Raw genomic sequence first — 17,754 nt, 5'->3', positions numbered from 1 at the left:
TTGCAAAAGGTTGTGTTACTTTCGATGAAAAGAAACAATATCAATCGATTAATGGAGAAATCATGTCTACAGCAAGTCAAGGAACGATGCACACCGATCTCGTTTTAGGTGATGTTCTACCTGCTTATTCTCAACCTCATCAGTCTGATGAACTGACAGTGTTTTTATCTGGCTTGATTCAAGAGATCATCTTTTATCATCCAAGCTTGGTTGATGACCAAACCCAGCTGTCTGAACGCGATCAAATGACCTTAGAGGGTGTATTGGCGGGGGCGGAACTCAATAGCCACTTTGTTGAGACATTAGTTGGTGCCATTGAGGGTTCTATTCTTCCTCACCACAAAACGATTCGTGTTTGTTTAAGTGATGCAGATAGCCACAGTTTTGGTGCATTACTAGGCGGTGGGTTTGAGCTATCTGAACTAAATCCGGCCATGGGGCTAAGAGGCGTATCTCGATTTGCGAGCAGTGCTTATAAGTCGGCTTTTGCACTGGAGTGTGAAGTCATTAAGCAGTTACGTGCTAAAGACCACGATATTCAAATCATCGTCCCGTTCGTTCGTTCACTGAGTGACGCTGCTAAAGTGATCGATCGTTTGGCAGAGCAAGGTCTACCACGTGGTTTGAACAAGCTTAAGGTGATTTACGGTTGTGATTTGCCGTCGTCCGCACTGCTTTCTGAGCGTTTGTTGCAATACTTTGATGGTGTCGCAATCAACATCGATACGCTAACGGAGTTCACCTTGGGTGTCGACCGCAAGAATGAAGAAGTGGGCCAATTGTTTGATCCGCAAAATGATTCTGTTATCGAGCTTATTAGTCTGGTGACAAAAAACGCCAAAACACTGAATAAGCCAGTATTGGCGATCTGTGATGAGCTAGTTAACTACCCAAAATTGCAAGAAAAATTGGCTGAGAAACAAATATCTTGTTTCATTACAATGTAATAGGTTAATTCTTTATAATTCGACTTTATTCCAATAGCGCGACCGTGTGAACCCTGTAGAGGTTCACATTGTCGCGTTTATTTGTTAATGAAGTGTTGACTTGAGGTTGCATATCAATTTAACTGGTCTGACATGTCTAGGTAGGTGACTTATGCTTTCTTCTCTTCAAAAATCAAATTTGTACCTGAATCTGTTCGGATTCTTTAAGGTTCCCCTCATTTGGCTATGTAGGCCGAAGATCCTTCAATTGGATGATGAGAAAGTCATCGTGAAAATTCCGTTGCGTCGTCGCACTAAGAACCACCTTAATAGTATGTATTTTGGCACATTGGCTGTGGGTGCAGATGTAGCGGGTGGATTTATGGCCATGCACAAAGCGGATCAACGTGGTGGCAAGGTTTCGCTTGCGTTTAAAGGCGTGAGTGCGGAGTTTCTAAAGCGCCCGGAAGCTGACGTTATTTTTACCTGCGTCGATGGTGGTAAAATCGACAAGATGTTGGATGATACGTTTGCAAGCGGCGAACGAGTCAATGAAGCGGTTAGGATCGTAGCGACTTGCCCAAGTATTCACGGGGAAGAACCAATGGCTGAATTCGATTTGGTTCTGTCCTTGAAAGCTGTGGGCGTCAACAAAGCAACTGAGTCTGCTAATAGCGTTACTTAATGGTTATTTTCTCAATATCGACAATTTTTGAACGATTGACGACAATTTTCCAGCGATAATAAGTTTCTTCGCCTAGATGATTGTCTTCTTTAATGATTAAGTTAAGCAGATGTCGTTTTTCAACCGACTCTTTACTTACTTGCCCATCTTTGAGTTGGTAGATTCGGTTTGAACCTTTTTCCATCAGACGGACAATTTGCGCTAAGCTGATGTTTAAGGTTTCACGCGTCTGCTCATAGCCACTCATAAATAGGGTTGTTGTCATTTCGGTTTGACAACGATAATGCAATATTTGCTCTTCACGCTGAGACACGCGGTGCTTTCTGATTGCCTGCATTTGATAGGGTAGGTTGCTAAACTTAGTGTAATCTAACCATTCAATTTTTTTCCCAACGACTTTATTCGTGCTCGGGTCAAAATAGCGAGCGCGCCATTTTGGTTTGCCTTTGCGTATCCAACGAAGCATTAATTCTCTTAAGTCATCTTTAAACACTTCACGAAACGCGTACACAACCGACATGGCTAAAATAAATGAAGCGGTGATCTCGCCCAAGTAATCTCGTGCCATTAACATGGTGGTGGTTACAAACAACATCACGATACCCGTGGCAATGCCTTTGACTGCCCTAATCATGTTGTTACCCATGGTCGCGCTTTTTTTACGTAATAAGATTGGGTATTCGATAAGGCGGCGCAATAAGCGCATTTTGTTCGACATTCGAGTGATGTCTTCACGTGCTTTTTTGGAGTTGTATTTGTTTAGCTCTCGGTGTGCTTTTTCTTTCTCGCACAAGACGATTAAGCGTTGCTTTACGGTACCATAGTCACCACCACGAGGTAGGTGCGCAACCAATGACAAAAAGTGCTGTTCGGTATACCACGACAAATAGTTATCAATGTTGGCATAATAGCGTTTTAATGTTTCGTCGTAAGGTATAGCACGACGAAGACGCTTCAGAATATCCAATGATAATTCAAGCACCTCGTCTATTTCTTCTTCCGTTACAGTGTCGCGTTTTTCTTGATTTAGCTCGTCGACGGCTTTGTCTAACGCAATAACATACTGGTAGGCGAATAAGCTCAAACTGACACGATATTGGTTGTTAGAGAGTAGGCCACGTTTTGCTAAACGAGCATGCACTAAAGGCAATAGTGTTTCGTCACTGTAGTAGGCCCGCTTTTCACTCATCGCGCCATAATAAAAGTCCTTTTCTGATAACACGATAGGGCTTAAAGGGATGTCTCCGGGAACAAACAGCGCAAACTCAAAATCCAATTTTTTCGAAGCAGGCATTACATGCGTTATCTTTAATGTAAGCGCATCTTGTTTTTCAACGTTGATCACGACATCACCTTTGCTTTGTAATTAGTGGTGAGAAAGTACAGATGGGAATTGAGTCTCGGGAACAGCAAGTAAGATATTACCTTCTACAGTGAATAATAAGTCGATTTTCCTCAGCAAGAATACCAGAGTTAACGTATAATCTCTTCCAAATTTGTGATGAGTAACAAAAGCATGATTAAAATTGGTCAAACTAATACCCTTGAGGTAGTCCGTAAAGCGGATTTCGGTGTGTTTCTAGATGCAGATGACTATGGCACTGTTTTACTGCCGAACAAGTTTGTGCCGAGTGAGGCAGAAGTTGGCAAGCCACTCGATGTCTTCTTATATTTCGATTCTGATCACCAGCTGTGTGCCACAACGGAAAAGCCTATTGCCGAAGTTGGCCAATGGGGATTAATGCAAGTGGTTGGCGTCAACAGTACGGGTGTCTTTGTTAACTGGGGTATCGATAAGAAAGATCTATTGGTTCCATTCAGTGAGCAACGCACTCGCTTTGTAGAAGGCCAAGAGATCTTGGTTTACGTATACACAGATACCGCATCAGGCCGTATTGTGGGTACTACTAAGTTCAACAAATGGTTGGATAATACGCCTGTTAACTACGAGCAAAACCAACAAGTTGACTTGATCATCGCTGAGCGCAGTGATCTGGGTTATAAAGCGGTCGTTAACGGTGAACATTGGGGCATGATTTTCAGCTCGGATGTGTTTGGTAAGCTGTTCATTGGTAAACGCTTGAAAGGGTATATCCGCCAAGTACGTGAAGACGACAAGATTGATTTGTCTTTGCAAAAAATTGGTACAGCGAAAATGGACGATCTTAGTGAGCGTGTATTAGACGTACTCGCTAAGAAAGACGGGTTCTTACCTCTAAACGACAAGTCTAGCCCAGACGCGATTTTCTCTGTATTCCGTACAAGTAAAGGTACGTTCAAGAAAACCATTGGTGGTTTGTACAAGCAAGGTAAGATCGTTATTGATAAAGAGGGCATACGCCTCGTTTAAGTTGCGTTTGCCAACCCCCTGATAAAAAAAGCCCAGAACGATACCTGTTCCGGGCTAGGGGAAAGACTCTTAATTAAGAGTCTGCGCTAATTGCTGTTAAATTTATAAAATTCACTTACAACAAAGTGCATTTATAATTAAGCATAGTATAGCCAGACTCATTTACCACCATATCTAGTGCCTTTTCGTATCTACAAAGCAGAACGAGGGCTTCTAAAATAGGTTGACGTCTCTAACTTGTTCTCTTGGCAGGCCATTTTTAATTCGGTTACCTACCCATTTACCAAGTCCGATCACGTCATCAGCCAGTTTTACAATGACTTCGCCTTTGCCTGAAAGGTTTTCTGGGCGTACATCTCGGCCCATGTACCATTCTCTCGCATCATCAATAGATAAAGAGACGCAGTTTGCCTCCAGGCCGGTTGCCAGCGCCATAACGGCTTCGTGTTGCCAGCGATAACCATGCTTGTGAGTTTCTGCCAGTTTAACGCCCATTCGAGAAAAACGAATTTCACCAATCAGTTCTTCCAGTGTTTCTGGGAACAACCACACTTCTTTGTCGCGCAGCCAGACTTGGCTTTGTTCTGGCATGGCAATATCAAGTGTTTTGAACAGGCTTTCAGCGACTTCTAGACTTACTTTCTTATTGGCTTTTTCAAATGGGAATTTGCCTAGGCGCTTTTTCACTTTAGGTGTTTCAACGCTAGTGTGTTTTCGGATACGCGCAACGAAGAAGCCTTCACTATCGAATACTTGTGGGTAGACGTGTAAGTAACCTTCAGCAGTGGCAGCGGCGCTAGCGTTTTCGAATAAATCGGTGAGGGGTTCGAACTCTACCGAGTCACCGAACGTTTCTTTTAGGTGTTCACACACTTGCTGGTTTTCTTCAAGGTTCAAGGTACAGGTTGAATACACCATGATGCCACCAGGCTTTAGTGCTTGGAAGGCACTTTCTATTAAGTCTTTTTGCGTCGCTGCGATGTCAAAAACCGATTCACGGCTCCAATTGACCATGGCGTCGGCGTCTTTGCGTATTGCACCTTCACCAGAGCAGGGGGCATCTAATAAAACGGCATCAAATTGTTCAGGTAGCCATCCACCAAATACGCGACCGTCAAAATTGGTTAGGGCAACGTTTCTCACGCCACAGCGTTGAATGTTTGAGTGCAGTACTTTTACTCGGCTGGCGGAATACTCATTGGCGACTAAGGTGCCGTGGTTATTCAAAATGGCGGCAATTTGGGTTGTTTTCGAGCCAGGTGCAGCGGCCACGTCTAATACACGGTCTAACTTTGCTTCATTACCTAACAGCAGAGCCGTAACGGGCATCATAGAGCTGGCCTCTTGGATGTAAAACAATCCAGCCATGTGCTCGGCCGTATTGCCTAGCGGAACGCTATCAGCCTCGCTACGCTCAATCCAAAATCCGGTATCACACCACGGCACTGGTTTCAGTGTCCACTGTTTGTCTTTTGCACGCACTAAGAAATGTTCTACCGATATTTTAAGTGTATTCACACGAATGCTGCGGCGAAGCGGCTGTTTGCAAGACGCGATGAACTCATCCATGTCGAGGTGGCTAGGCATGGTTTCTTCGATCTGACGGAGGAATTCGTCTGGCAATTTAATATTCTGGTGCAAAGTGACGGTACTCGAAAAGGTATATTTGGCGCTAATTCTAACTGATACAAAAAAAAATGCAGCCTAGCTGGCTGCATTCTATTAGATATTTTAAGGCTTATTGACTGAGGTGACTAGTCGGTTGTTTAATTTGAGCCTTCTGCCTCGCGCCTTCCGCTTATCTAGGCTTTGGAATAATCGTGCGCCACTCTTTCCATTCAGGTTGTCTTGCTTCGTGAAGTAAGAAAGCTTGGTTTGCATCAGCAATCGGTTTGAGTGGGTTTGTGTCTGGCGTTGCAAACTCAATGCCGCCGCGGACGATGCTGTCTACGGTGCCTGCTTTAATTTTTGCGCCGGTTAAACCTATAGAAACATCAACGCCGGATACGTTCCAGAACAACGTATTTTCACGAACGAGGTAAGCGTATTCTGGCGCGACTTCAATAGTCGTGATGATGCGGTCCGATAGGTCGCCTAGAGTCACGTTAGTCACTTGGCCCACTTCGATGTCTCTAAACAGGATAGGCGTTCCCTCAGCTAAAGACGAGCGGCTCGGGCTTTGTAAAAAGAAGACCTTGCCTTTGGTTGCTTTGCTCTTATTTTCAAGTTCAAAGGTGTATTTTGCTTTTGTCCCAGCAGGCTCAACTTGGATATACTGGCCAAGCAAAGATTCAATGTTTTTAACACCGCGGATACCAACCTGTGGTTGAACGATCCAAAAGTGGCTGTCATTTTTTGCAACGTGGCTAACGTACTGAGGAAGAATTCGAGCAGAGATAGACACATTCTCTTGATGGAAATTTGGCGTGACCGCAGTGACTTCACCTACGGGAACCCCTTGGAATTTCAACTTCATTCCTGTAGTTATCGATGCATTATGATCACTGGTTAATGTGATCAACTTGCCGTATTTTTTTGCTTCATCGTAGCTGTTGTACAGTTTCCAATGGTTACGTTCTTTATTCTCGATGCCTTCTAAAGAATCAAATGCAATGCCACCTTTGATCATATTAAGTAGAGGCGCTGCAGTAATGTCTACGCCATTTAAGTCTGCTTTTACCTTAATGCCTGAGTAATTCCAGAATACGGTATTGTTGGACAGTAGGTGCTTGTATTGGTTGTTGATCTTAAGTTTAATCAACACACCATTTTTACTCAGTGCGTAGCTTGAAACCTTACCAACTTGCAGGTTTCGATAGAGTAGCGGACTGCCCTCGGCGACAGACGGCAAGCTTTGGCTAAAAATAGTTAAGGTGTGCGAACCAGACTGATTAAAGTTGGCCAATTCCGCAAGTGCTTGGCTTGGGAAAAGTTGGTAAGAATCGCTTGGTTTAGTGACCCCGTCACTAGTAAAGCTGATCGCACCAGACAAAATTTGCTTAGCCGGTGGCACATGTACGCTAATGCCTGAGTCTGTTAAATCTGCGGTGATGTTGCCAGATATGTAGAATCGGTTTTTGCTTTTGATCAGCCGCGCATAAGCTTTATCTATCAAGGCATCGATGACCACTTGTTCATCAACCAAGTTTATGTCGGAAATAGAACCAACAGGCAAACCGCGATAATGGATGTTAGAACCGGCTTCCAAACCATATGAACTGTCGGCAATCAGCTGAATGGGCAAAGAACCATTTTGTTCGCGTAGTAAGGCGTCTTTACGAATGGCCGTGAATGTACGGGCTTTCTCTCCCTCGCCAGGAACTAACGTTAGGAAGTTACCTGTCACCAAGTTCCCGAGGTTTTCTACGCCGGTTAAAGACAGTTTGGCCTCTTCTAGCAAAAATCGCGTGCCTGTATTTAGGGTATCCACAAAGCTTGGTTGCACCGAAGCAAAGGCGATGATGTGCTGCTTGTCTTCTGAGAGCTGAACGTCGGTTACTTGGCCAACTTCTATGCCTTTGTACATGACTGGCGCGCCGTTGGTGTTGATCTTGTTATCATTAGGTAGCATGACTTTAATTCGTATGCCGCGGCCCGCAGTGTTGAGATCTGGATACAGTTTGTATTCGTCACCTTCTTGTAATGGTTCGCCTTCATCTGGCGAATCTACGGCTATCGCGCCTCCTAACATAGCACTTAAGCTTTCAATCTGGACATCTACGCCGCCAAAACCAATATGAGCACCGATGCCACTGACATTCCAAAAACGACTTTTGGTTGAAATTAGTGACTTATATTCATCTTCAATGAAGGCTCTGATTTCGACTGATTTAGCATCTTCATCTAATTGGTATCCGTATACTTCCCCAATAGGAATTTTCTTGTATACGATCTGCGATCCAATCGAAATGGAACCTAGCTCAGTAGAACGCAAGATAATGTTGGTTCCTTCGCTGGCTAGTAAGTCGCTAGGTGCATGATCTAAACCTTGAAAGACGGTTTTGCCGTTATTAGCGCTGTCTGATATCTCTCCTCCGGGGTGGATTGAAATATAATTACCTGACACCAAAGCATCTAACCCCGAAATGCCAGACAAACTGGCGGTGGGTTTGACTAACCAGAAACGTGTTTCATCACTGAGTAACTTGGTGGCCTCAGGGTAGACGTCGGCGTCGACAAAGATACTTTCAAGATCGTCAGCTAATTTGATGTCTTTCACCATACCCACCTCAAGCCCTTGATAGCGAATGGTGGTTCTGCCTGCGATGAGCCCTTGCGCATCCGAGAAGTGAATTTGAATGCGTTCACCGGCATCATTGATGGCACCTACAACCAGCCATCCCGCTAAGATGATGGTGACGATAGGCAATAACCACAAAGGGGATAAGCCAGACTCTTTTTTCACTTTAGGAGAAAATGAGCCTTGTTGGATTTCGTTACTACTCATTATTGTTTGAAGTCCGTTTTGAGTTGGGGTAATTATCCCAGATCAGTCGAGGGTCTAGGCTATCTGCCGCTAACATGGTGAGAACCACCACAATAGCAAAAGCAATAGCGCCGTAGCCCGGGGTAAAATCAAGAATTTGACCCCGGTCTAATAATGTCATCATGATGGAAATAACAAACAAGTCCATAACAGACCATTTGCCGATCCATTTCACTGCAAAAAAGATGGTCATTCGTTGTTTATGAAAACAACGCCTTTTAAATTGTATTGCGAGCATGATATAGCCAAGCCCGAGAATTTTAGCCACTGGTACCACGATACTGGCAATAAAGATTATGGCCGCAATGCCGAGCATATCGTTTTTTACCAACGACGCGACCCCAGAGAAAATGGTGTCTTCAAGTCGCTTGCCGTTGGTCAGTAATATTGAAATAGGAAGCACATTCGCGGGAATAATCGCAATAGATGCGGCGATCAAATAAGCCCACGTTTTTTGAATAGAATTTGGTTTACGGTGGTATAGCTTGTGATGACAGCGGTGGCACTGCGTACCATTGGGCTGAGATAGGTGGCAATTGTGACAATGTACTTCTTTGCTGTCACATACATAACTGTCTTCAGGTTTCCATGCTTCCCAGTAGCGTCTGACGCTGATACGGGACAATAAAATGATGGTGGTCAATTGAAGTAAGATCAAGCCAGTTAAGCCCCATCCAACTACGATATCTGCGTATTCTTGCAGTTTGAAACAGGAAATAGCGATACTGACCAGGAATACATCGAGCATCATCCAGTGTTTAAAGTAGTGAATGGTTACTAAGGAGTACCGGAGCGGTTTGAACCAACGAAAGCGTAAGGACAAATGAGACAACAAAACCGCCGAACACACAATAAAGGGCGCGATGGACGTACAAAACAGCACTAATAAGCCGAGTGAGCCGAATCCGTCACGCATCAGATCAAAGGCACCGCTCGGTAGGGTTGCTGGGATCATAACACCAAATAGGCGAATACTAATGTATGGGAAGAAATGAGAAGGCACAAACAGCAGTAAACATGCAATAGCAACAGCAAGATCGCCGTTGAGCGTTCTGTCTCCGCCTCGGTACAATTGAGTATTACAACGCGGGCAGTAGGCGCTCGACCCTTTTGGAACCTTAATTTGGTCAATAGGCAACTCGCACCCTTGGCATAGGCGAATCTTACTAGGAGATTGTGCGTGATCGACTAAAGCACCCATTTAGGGAATCTGCTTCTTTATATAGTGACTGTTCTTTTGAACCATCTACCGCTACCTGTTGTCGTAATTACGACATTACACTTAATGACGATTATCACTATTCTAGCAATAGCGAGGCCTTATTGCCTGCTGCTGGACAGTGACGGGGTTTGCGTCCTTAATTATAAGGAAGCAAGATATTATGCCTGAAAACAGTTAATACTGTATATGTACTTGTAACTCAAAGGCTATTTTATCATGACTTGTCGCGACTTCTCTAATTTAAGTGCTCTGACCATTCTTTGATAATGAACATGATAAATGATGGCTAAATGTACAATTAGTGCTTTATTAAGGCCCGATAGCAGGAAAGCACATAATTTTCCTTGAGTTAATCACCAATAATCGCTAATAGTGGAACATAAGTTGGCTGGAGAGCGAACACTAATGAAAGTTGATGTTAGCCAAGCAACGAATAGCAAAGCGTCTATTTAGTGAACCCCTCATTGAGTGGATAAATGCAACGGCGAGACTTGAAATTTAAGGATAAAACGGAAATGACAGAAGTGAACTACCAAACACTGACAAAACAAGCCATCGCGATCATAGAAGATGAAACGGATCTGATAGCTAATTTGTCGAACATCAGTGCGTTACTTAACATGGAACTTGCCGATCTTAATTGGGTTGGGTTCTACTTAATGCGTGATGGGGGATTAGTTCTCGGTCCATTTCAGGGAAAACCTGCGTGTAATCGCATACCGGTCGGGCGTGGGGTTTGCGGGACGGCTGTTGCGACGAACTCAGTACAGAGAATACACGATGTACACGAATTCGAAGGGCATATCGCTTGTGACGCCGAAAGTAACGCTGAGATAGTGATCCCGTTTAGCATCAATAATGAAATTGTTGGGGTTTTAGATATTGACAGCCCTAAAATTGGCCGATTTAGCGAACTTGACGAGCTTGGGCTGACAAAAATGATGCTGGAAGTTGAAAAGATGCTCAATTCCCATGCGAACAAGGATTAAATTGTTACTTGGTTGTGGTTTTTCCTAGTCATCTCACTATAATAGCCAAATATTTATATGAACACCCTGCGAGAAGGCTCGCAACAACCAGGAATCCACATGGAAAACACTGAAAAGTTAAAAAACAGCAAAGAAGTTATCGCATACATTGCTGAATGTTTCCCTAAATGCTTTACTTTAGAAGGTGAAGCTAAGCCACTAAAAATTGGCATTTTTCAAGATCTCGCTGAACGTTTAAGCGAAGATGAAAAAGTAAGTAAAACTCAGCTTCGTGCTGCACTTAGACAATACACGTCTTCGTGGCGCTATCTTCACGGTGTAAAACTTAACGCAGTTCGTGTTGACCTAGATGGTAACGATTGTGGCGTTCTAGAAGAAGAACACGTAGAACACGCGAAAACTGCATTAGCAGAAAGTAAAGCTCGCGTACAAGCTCGTCGTAAAGAAAAAGCTGAGAAAGCTCGCGAAGAAGGCAAAGCGAAGAAAGCCGCTAAACCTCAACAACCGCGTCGCGCGAAGCCAAAAGCACAACCTAAACAAGAAAAGGTAGCAGCACCTACACGTCCTCTTGAGTCTAGCGATATGATCGTTGGTAACTTAGTAAACGTGAACATGGGTACAGGAAATATGGCTGCTACTATCGTAGAAATTAATAAGGATGATGTGCGTGTGCAACTGAATAACGGCCTGCAAATGGTTGTAAAATCGGAGCACTTGCGCGCATAAAGGAGATAATCCTACGCATGAAATGTCGTTCTAAACTGACACTGATCGCTGCCAGCTTTTGCTTGGCAGCGTCAGCGCAGGCTCTCGAAGCCAAACTCTCAAAAGCCGATTTAACGAAGCTTGTTCCTGAAACTCAACATGCCACCGCGAGCAAACGCATAACATCGCGTTTAACCCGCTCTCACTATAAGCATTTCAGTCTTAATGATGCATTCTCTGAAGCGATCTTCAATCGTTACATAGAAATGCTTGATTACAATAAGAACATTTTTACTCAAGCCGATATCGATTCTTTCCAAGATTGGTCCGTGCTATTAGACGACCAACTTAAGTCTGGAAATAATGCCGTCGCGTTTGATGTCTATAATCTGGCAAATGAACGACGTTTCGATCAATTTGCGTACGCACTGACACTTCTCGATAAAGAAATCACTTTTGAAGCAGAAGAAAGCATGCAACTTGACCGCAGTGAAGCAAGCTGGCCTAAAAACCAGGCTGAAGTAGACGAACTGTGGCGTAAACGAGTTAAGTACGATGCACTTAATTTGAAGACGACCGGTAAAGATTGGTCTGAAATCAAAGAGACATTGGAAAAACGCTATAACAATGCAATGAAACGAATCTCACAAACCAAAAGTGAAGATGTGTTCCAATTGTATATGAACGCGTTTGCCCGTGAAGTGGATCCTCACACCAGTTACCTTTCTCCTCGTAATGCGGAACAATTCCAATCAGAAATGAATTTGTCTTTGGAAGGCATTGGCGCTGTATTACAAATGATCGACGACTATACCGTCATTCGCTCAACCGTTGCTGGCGGCCCTGCGGCTAAAACCAAGCAGCTAGGTGATGGCGATCGGATTATCGGTGTTGCTCAAGACAAAGAAGAGATGGTCGACGTGATTGGCTGGCGTCTTGATGACGTCGTTCAATTAATCAAAGGGCCAAAGGGCACTAAAGTTCGCCTTGAAATTCTTCCTGAAGCGAAAGGTGCTAAAAGTTACGATGTCACTATTGTTCGAGACAAGATCCGCCTAGAAGATAGAGCGGTCAAGTCAGAAGTTGTTGAACTAGGCGGCAAAAAAATCGGTGTGTTAGAAGTACCTAGCTTTTATGTCGGCTTGTCTAAAGATACCGATAAACTGATCACCGAGCTGAACGAGCAAAGCGTAGACGGCATAGTGGTTGATTTACGTAACAATGGTGGTGGCGCGTTAAGTGAAGCGACGGCATTGACGGGCCTATTTATTGAAAGTGGTCCAGTTGTTCAAGTTCGTGATAGTTATGGTCGTATTGAACAAAATAGTGATACCGACGGTCAGATCAGCTACCAAGGTCCATTAACAGTTTTGGTTAATCGATATAGTGCTTCTGCATCAGAAATTTTTGCGGCGGCTCTGCAAGATTATGGCCGCGCTATTGTATTAGGTGAGAACTCGTTTGGTAAAGGAACCGTGCAACAACACCGTTCTTTGAATCATATCTACGATCTTTTTGATAAAGAGCTTGGTTATGTTCAGTATACTATCCAAAAATTCTACCGAATCAATGGTGGCAGTACCCAGCATAAAGGTGTGATCCCAGATATCCCATTCCCAACGGCTATTGTGCCAGAGGAAACCGGCGAGAGTGTTGAAGATAACGCGCTTCCTTGGGATAAAATCAAACCGGCTAACTATTCGATGCTAAACGATAGAACCGATACCATAGCTTACTTATCGACATTGCACGATAAACGTATTGCATCGGATATGGAATACGGCTTTATTCAGCAAGACATCGTCAAGTATCAGCAAGAAAAAGAAGATAACTCTATTTCTCTTAATGAAAAAGCAAGAGAACAAGAGCAAGATGAAGCAGAAGCGTTACGTCTTTCTCGCATCAACCAACGCCAAAAAGCAGACGATAAGCCTGAATTTAAAACGTTAGACGATGTGCCAAAAGATTACGAAGCGCCGGATGCGTACCTCGATGAAGCAGTTGCGATAACTGTTGATTTAATTGAGAAAAAATCTTAGTTGTCAGTAAGTCTGGTCACAAAAACAAAGAAGCGAGCTTAATAGCTCGCTTTTTTTTGTGTCAAAAATTAATGTGATATAGATCAATTTTCTGGGTTTATTTCATTTCTATGCCTACGCTTAAAGAAAAGTGAGGGATTGTTATGAGATTGTTAATTGCACTGCTCGCGTGTTTGACCATGGGTACAACCCAAGTGGCTGTACCAAGCAAGACTGACCTGACTCAGTTCAACTATCCTTTTCTGATTGGCGACTGGTATATGTTTAATCCAGAGCCGTTAGACAGCCCCGAAAATTTCTTGGCTATTCGGCTCACGTTAGAATCAAACTACGTCTTTACTATCGAAATTCAGAAAAAAGACAGCAGTGTTGATTACTGGCAGGGGCGTTACGAAGCAGATGAAACCACGTTAGTGTTAGGCCTCGACTCTCCATCTCCGCAAGTGTATGTCTATAACAATAATCACAATCAACTGAACTTAAATGGAGTGTTGTTCCATAAAGGGTTGCCGGATGCGTTAGTCGGGCAGTGGACGAGTGAACAATTGGCGGGGGACGACATACTCGCCAGTGATGTAAGACAGATGGATCTCATTTTACAGCCGGACTTTGTGTTTCAGTTTCGCGTGATTTCAAATGAAGGAATAGAAGCGGTGCATGATGGGATCTATATCATCGAAGATGACCATATTGTATTAATGTATCGCGATGGAGAACAAGATTCTCGTTACACCCTAGTAGAAGATAAGTTGACCTTGGCGAGTGAATCGTCAGATATGTATGCTGTGCTCAATAGAGTGAAATAGTGTGGGACGCTACACTTAAATAGTTAGAAATAGAAAATATGCGACACCTAATAGAGATCGGGGCTGATGCCTCGATTTTTTTGTTGAAAATATGGCCCAAAACCTAGATTGATAGTACTTGAACCGATGGCTAGGTTGGTATTCTGAGTGTTGATTGTTTATGATGGTTACACGTGTTTGAACCGTATGTTGCAGTTAGTGTTATCGGCTGGTTTACTTTAATTAATTAGCGTTAAAGGCCGAATTGATTATAATTTGGTCTATTATCAATTGCAGTTATTCGTTATTTACGGATAAAAAAACACAATAATTTTAATAAATCCTGTTAGGGAAACAAAAGGAATATAACATGGCTCAGAATCCTCAAGCCAAATACCGTAAAGATTATCAGTCCCCAGAGTTCACTATCTCTCACCTTGATCTTACCTTTGATCTTTATGATACCGAAACGATCGTCACTGCGACCTCTAACGTTAAAAAATTGAAACAAAGCAGTACGCTATTGCTAGATGGCGACGATCTTGTTCTTAAAGCGGTTAAGGTAAACGGCGAACTGTGGACGGATTACCAAGAGCAAACGAGCCAGCTTGAAATCAACAATCTTCCAGATGAATTTGAACTGACGATTGAAACTCAAATCGACCCAACGGCAAATACAGCATTAGAGGGGTTATATAAGTCGGGTGGTGCGTTCTGTACTCAGTGTGAAGCGGAAGGGTTCCGTCGAATTACTTACTACCTAGATCGTCCTGATGTTTTGGCTATCTTTACTACCACGGTTATCGCTGATAAGAGTGAGAACCCATTCTTGTTAAGTAATGGTAACCGTGTTGATGAGGGCGAAGCTGACAATGGCCGCCATTGGGTTAAGTGGAATGACCCACACCCAAAACCTGCGTATTTGTTTGCGTTAGTTGCGGGTGATTTTGACGTGTTATCGGATAGCTACACAACAAGCTCTGGCCGAAACGTGGCGTTAGAGATTTTTGTTGATAAAGGCAATCTAGATAGAACACCACATGCAATGACTTCACTCATTAATTCAATGAAATGGGACGAAGAGCGTTTTGGCCTGGAATACGATCTTGATATCTACATGATCGTCGCGGTTGATTTCTTCAACATGGGCGCAATGGAGAACAAGGGCTTAAATGTCTTCAACTCTAAGTTTGTACTAGCGAATGAAAAAACCGCAACAGATGCCGACTACCTAGGTATTGAAGCGGTGATAGGCCACGAGTATTTTCATAACTGGACTGGCAACCGTGTGACTTGTCGTGACTGGTTTCAACTGAGCTTAAAAGAGGGCCTAACGGTTTTCCGAGATCAAGAATTCTCTTCGGATCTGGGCTCTCGTTCTGTTAACCGTATCAGCAATGTGCGTACGATCCGTGGGCCGCAGTTTGCTGAAGACGCAAGCCCGATGTCCCACCCAATTCGTCCTGAAAAAGTAATAGAAATGAATAACTTCTATACGTTAACAGTGTACGAAAAGGGCAGTGAAGTGATTCGCATGATGCACACTTTGCTTGGCGAAGACAAATTTCAGCAAGGCATGAAGCTGTACTTTGAGCGTCATGATGGCACGGCGGCGACTTGTGAAGATTTTGTGTTAGCAATGGAAGAAGCTTCCGGTGTTGACCTTAAGCAGTTCCGTTTGTGGTATAGCCAATCAGGTACTCCGCTGGTCAAAGCGACAAGTGAGTACAACTCTAGTGATAAAACGTTCTCGTTAACGTTAAGCCAATCTACGCCAGCAACACTCGATCAAAGTGACAAGCAGCCTTTGCATATTCCTATGAATGTGGAGTTGTACGCGAAGTCGGGTGATGCACTAGAGTTACGCCGTAACGGTGAAATAATTAATAACATTCTAGACTTTACTGAACAACAACAAACGTTTGTGTTTGAAGGTATCGACAGCGAGCCGGTTGTGTCTTTGTTGCGTGAGTTCTCGGCTCCGGTAAAATTAGAGTACAGTTATCAAGATGAAGATCTCATGTTCTTGATGGTGAATGCTCAGAACGATTTTGCTCGCTGGGATGCGGGGCAGATGTTATTGGCCAAATACATTAAGTTGAATGTAGCACGTGAACAAGCTGGCAAAGAATTTGAATTGCCAAGCAGTGTGGTGGATGCTTTCCGTGGTGTATTGCTTGATGCCTCTTTAGAGCAAGCGTTCATTGCAGAAATCCTAACACTACCGAGTGAAAACGAAGTCGCTGGTTGGTTTAAGCCAGTAGACGTGGATGCCATTAACTCTGTGCTGCATGCTATTAAACAAACATTCGCAACCCAAATGTTCGAAGAGCTTTCTGCGACGTATCATTCATTAAAACAAGTTGGCTATAGCATTGATCATGATTCAATTGGCCAACGTGCATTACGTAACAAATGCCTGAGCTATCTTGCATTAACCGACATTGGTGACAAAACGGTTGCGGCGCAATTTGCAGACGCTACAAACATGACGGATACCATGGCAGCACTGGCGAGTGCGAATCAGGCGAAATTACCTAGCCGCGCTAAGATGATGCAATCGTTCAGCGATGAATGGCAGCATGATGGTTTGGTTATGGATAAATGGTTCATGCTACAGGGGACAAACCCTGCACAAGATGCGCTAGCGGTTATTAAAGAAACCATGTCTCATAAGGCATTTGATTTTAAAAACCCGAACCGTACACGAAACTTAGTCGGCAGCTTTTTTGCTAACAACCCGGTTCATTTCCACGCTAAAGATGGCAGTGGTTATGTGTTTGCTGGTGAGATCTTAGCTAAGTTGAATCAGAGCAACCCACAAGTTGCTTCGCGTTTGATTGATCCACTTCTGAAGTACCGCAACTATGACGAATCACGTCAGCAGTTAATGCGAGCAGAGCTGGAAAAAATCGCTAAGTTAGATAAGCTAGCAAAAGACTTGTTTGAGAAAGTAACAAAAGCACTAGAGCAGTAATCGCTGACTCATCAGTGATTGGCTGTTAGCTTGAACTAGCTCTCGCTCCGTTCAAGACTGTAGTAGTAGGCGTTAATTCGTGATAGTTATAAAATGAATTAGCGCCTTTTTTTATCTGATCGCTTTAACCAAAAGCTGATCTCGCCAACGAAGAAGAAATAAACACGGCATGAACCAGTACCTTTTTTCAATCAGTATCTCTTATCATGAGTTTCTGCAACATTATTCGGGCAGTGCGGCTAGTGTGGTTGTGTTTACCGATCAAAGATTAAAGCTTCAATTACCTGCTACTAGGTTCAGACCTTTCTTAACACAAATTGGCGTGAAAGGTCGATTTAGGCTCACAACTGACCATAATAATAAGTTTGTTAAGTTAGAAGCTCTGTAAATTTACTGAATTTCAGAGAGTTAAATAAGCATCTAAATCACACTATTCAACATTTCCTTTCCACTCCTTAGTTTTCTTGTAACCTTTTATCAATATTACTTTTACAATAATAGGTAGAGATACCACATTGCGTAACTGCAAGACTCTATTATGATTATTGATAGATACGATGAATTGATAATCGAAGCGAATGATCGCGATT

Annotated in this window: 13 protein-coding genes; 9 read left to right on the top strand and 4 right to left on the bottom strand. The window is 43.3% G+C overall.

Annotation, left to right across the window (positions count from 1 at the left end; genetic code table 11):
• Positions 1 to 62 precede the first annotated feature (62 nt).
• Entirely contained in the window at positions 63 to 947 is an 885-nt protein-coding gene (locus tag QWZ04_RS02580) for a putative PEP-binding protein (protein ID WP_290324647.1), read from the top strand.
• Between the two features lie 151 nt (positions 948 to 1,098).
• Positions 1,099 to 1,611, top strand: a complete 513-nt coding sequence (locus QWZ04_RS02575) for a PaaI family thioesterase (RefSeq protein WP_290324646.1) — start codon at positions 1,099 to 1,101, stop codon at positions 1,609 to 1,611.
• Here the strand turns inward: QWZ04_RS02575 and QWZ04_RS02570 are convergent.
• Positions 1,604 to 2,956 (bottom strand): hypothetical protein, encoded by a 1,353-nt coding sequence (locus tag QWZ04_RS02570; RefSeq protein ID WP_290324645.1) that lies wholly within the window; start codon positions 2,954 to 2,956, stop codon positions 1,604 to 1,606. The two genes, QWZ04_RS02575 and QWZ04_RS02570, sit on opposite strands and share 8 nt — an antisense overlap.
• Before the next feature lie 171 nt (positions 2,957 to 3,127).
• Here QWZ04_RS02570 and QWZ04_RS02565 point away from each other — a divergent pair, with 171 nt between their 5' ends.
• Entirely contained in the window at positions 3,128 to 3,961 is an 834-nt protein-coding gene (locus QWZ04_RS02565; protein WP_290324644.1) for a CvfB family protein, read from the top strand.
• Between the two features lie 213 nt (positions 3,962 to 4,174).
• On the opposite strand, the gene rsmF is transcribed toward QWZ04_RS02565, so the two are convergent.
• From rsmF to QWZ04_RS02550, 3 genes are all read right to left on the bottom strand, one after another.
• Positions 4,175 to 5,548 carry a 16S rRNA (cytosine(1407)-C(5))-methyltransferase RsmF gene (gene rsmF, locus QWZ04_RS02560; protein ID WP_435433580.1) on the bottom strand — a complete coding sequence of 458 codons (1,374 nt, stop codon included), beginning with the start codon at positions 5,546 to 5,548 and terminating at the stop codon, positions 4,175 to 4,177.
• A 211-nt stretch (positions 5,549 to 5,759) separates the two neighbouring features.
• Positions 5,760 to 8,408, bottom strand: coding sequence for an MlaD family protein (locus QWZ04_RS02555; RefSeq protein ID WP_290324642.1), 2,649 nt, complete (start codon positions 8,406 to 8,408; stop codon positions 5,760 to 5,762).
• Positions 8,401 to 9,648 (bottom strand): paraquat-inducible protein A, encoded by a 1,248-nt coding sequence (locus QWZ04_RS02550; RefSeq protein WP_290324641.1) that lies wholly within the window; start codon positions 9,646 to 9,648, stop codon positions 8,401 to 8,403. Before QWZ04_RS02550 ends, QWZ04_RS02555 begins: the two co-directional genes overlap by 8 nt.
• A 536-nt stretch (positions 9,649 to 10,184) precedes the next feature.
• Between QWZ04_RS02550 and QWZ04_RS02545 the strand changes: the two genes are divergently transcribed.
• From QWZ04_RS02545 to QWZ04_RS02520, 6 genes are all read left to right on the top strand, one after another.
• Entirely contained in the window at positions 10,185 to 10,658 is a 474-nt protein-coding gene (locus QWZ04_RS02545) for a GAF domain-containing protein (RefSeq protein WP_290324640.1), read from the top strand.
• A 99-nt stretch (positions 10,659 to 10,757) separates the two neighbouring features.
• The gene (gene proQ, locus QWZ04_RS02540) at positions 10,758 to 11,384 is read left to right on the top strand and encodes an RNA chaperone ProQ (RefSeq protein WP_290324639.1); all 627 of its coding nucleotides are present in this window, start codon (positions 10,758 to 10,760) and stop codon (positions 11,382 to 11,384) included.
• 17 nt (positions 11,385 to 11,401) lie between these two features.
• The gene (gene prc, locus QWZ04_RS02535; protein WP_290324638.1) at positions 11,402 to 13,402 is read left to right on the top strand and encodes a carboxy terminal-processing peptidase; all 2,001 of its coding nucleotides are present in this window, start codon (positions 11,402 to 11,404) and stop codon (positions 13,400 to 13,402) included.
• A 143-nt stretch (positions 13,403 to 13,545) separates the two neighbouring features.
• Complete coding sequence (locus tag QWZ04_RS02530) at positions 13,546 to 14,208, top strand: hypothetical protein (protein WP_290324637.1); 663 nt, start codon at positions 13,546 to 13,548, stop codon at positions 14,206 to 14,208.
• 349 nt (positions 14,209 to 14,557) lie between these two features.
• The gene (gene pepN / locus QWZ04_RS02525; protein ID WP_290324636.1) at positions 14,558 to 17,164 is read left to right on the top strand and encodes an aminopeptidase N; all 2,607 of its coding nucleotides are present in this window, start codon (positions 14,558 to 14,560) and stop codon (positions 17,162 to 17,164) included.
• Positions 17,165 to 17,333: 169 nt separating this feature from the next.
• Complete coding sequence (locus QWZ04_RS02520; RefSeq protein ID WP_290324635.1) at positions 17,334 to 17,552, top strand: DUF2835 domain-containing protein; 219 nt, start codon at positions 17,334 to 17,336, stop codon at positions 17,550 to 17,552.
• Positions 17,553 to 17,754 lie beyond the last annotated feature (202 nt).

The sequence above is a fragment of the Vibrio tapetis subsp. quintayensis genome (assembly GCF_030409945.1).
Lineage (GTDB): Bacteria > Pseudomonadota > Gammaproteobacteria > Enterobacterales > Vibrionaceae > Vibrio > Vibrio quintayensis.
The sequence above is the reverse complement of the archived record's forward strand: the minus strand, read 5'-3'. Positions and strand labels throughout refer to the sequence as shown.

Bases quoted from the DNA above. Each gene is read 5' to 3' on its own strand.
- rsmF (WP_435433580.1), bottom strand. From the start codon at position 5,548: ATGCCTAGCCACCTCGACATGGATGAGTTCATCGCGTCTTGCAAACAG.
- QWZ04_RS02575 (WP_290324646.1), top strand. From the start codon at position 1,099: ATGCTTTCTTCTCTTCAAAAATCAAATTTGTACCTGAATCTGTTCGGA.
- QWZ04_RS02550 (WP_290324641.1), bottom strand. From the start codon at position 9,648: ATGGGTGCTTTAGTCGATCACGCACAATCTCCTAGTAAGATTCGCCTA.
- QWZ04_RS02555 (WP_290324642.1), bottom strand. From the start codon at position 8,408: ATGAGTAGTAACGAAATCCAACAAGGCTCATTTTCTCCTAAAGTGAAA.
- prc (WP_290324638.1), top strand. From the start codon at position 11,402: ATGAAATGTCGTTCTAAACTGACACTGATCGCTGCCAGCTTTTGCTTG.
- proQ (WP_290324639.1), top strand. From the start codon at position 10,758: ATGGAAAACACTGAAAAGTTAAAAAACAGCAAAGAAGTTATCGCATAC.
- QWZ04_RS02580 (WP_290324647.1), top strand. From the start codon at position 63: ATGTCTACAGCAAGTCAAGGAACGATGCACACCGATCTCGTTTTAGGT.
- pepN (WP_290324636.1), top strand. From the start codon at position 14,558: ATGGCTCAGAATCCTCAAGCCAAATACCGTAAAGATTATCAGTCCCCA.
- QWZ04_RS02530 (WP_290324637.1), top strand. From the start codon at position 13,546: ATGAGATTGTTAATTGCACTGCTCGCGTGTTTGACCATGGGTACAACC.
- QWZ04_RS02565 (WP_290324644.1), top strand. From the start codon at position 3,128: ATGATTAAAATTGGTCAAACTAATACCCTTGAGGTAGTCCGTAAAGCG.
- QWZ04_RS02545 (WP_290324640.1), top strand. From the start codon at position 10,185: ATGACAGAAGTGAACTACCAAACACTGACAAAACAAGCCATCGCGATC.
- QWZ04_RS02520 (WP_290324635.1), top strand. From the start codon at position 17,334: ATGAACCAGTACCTTTTTTCAATCAGTATCTCTTATCATGAGTTTCTG.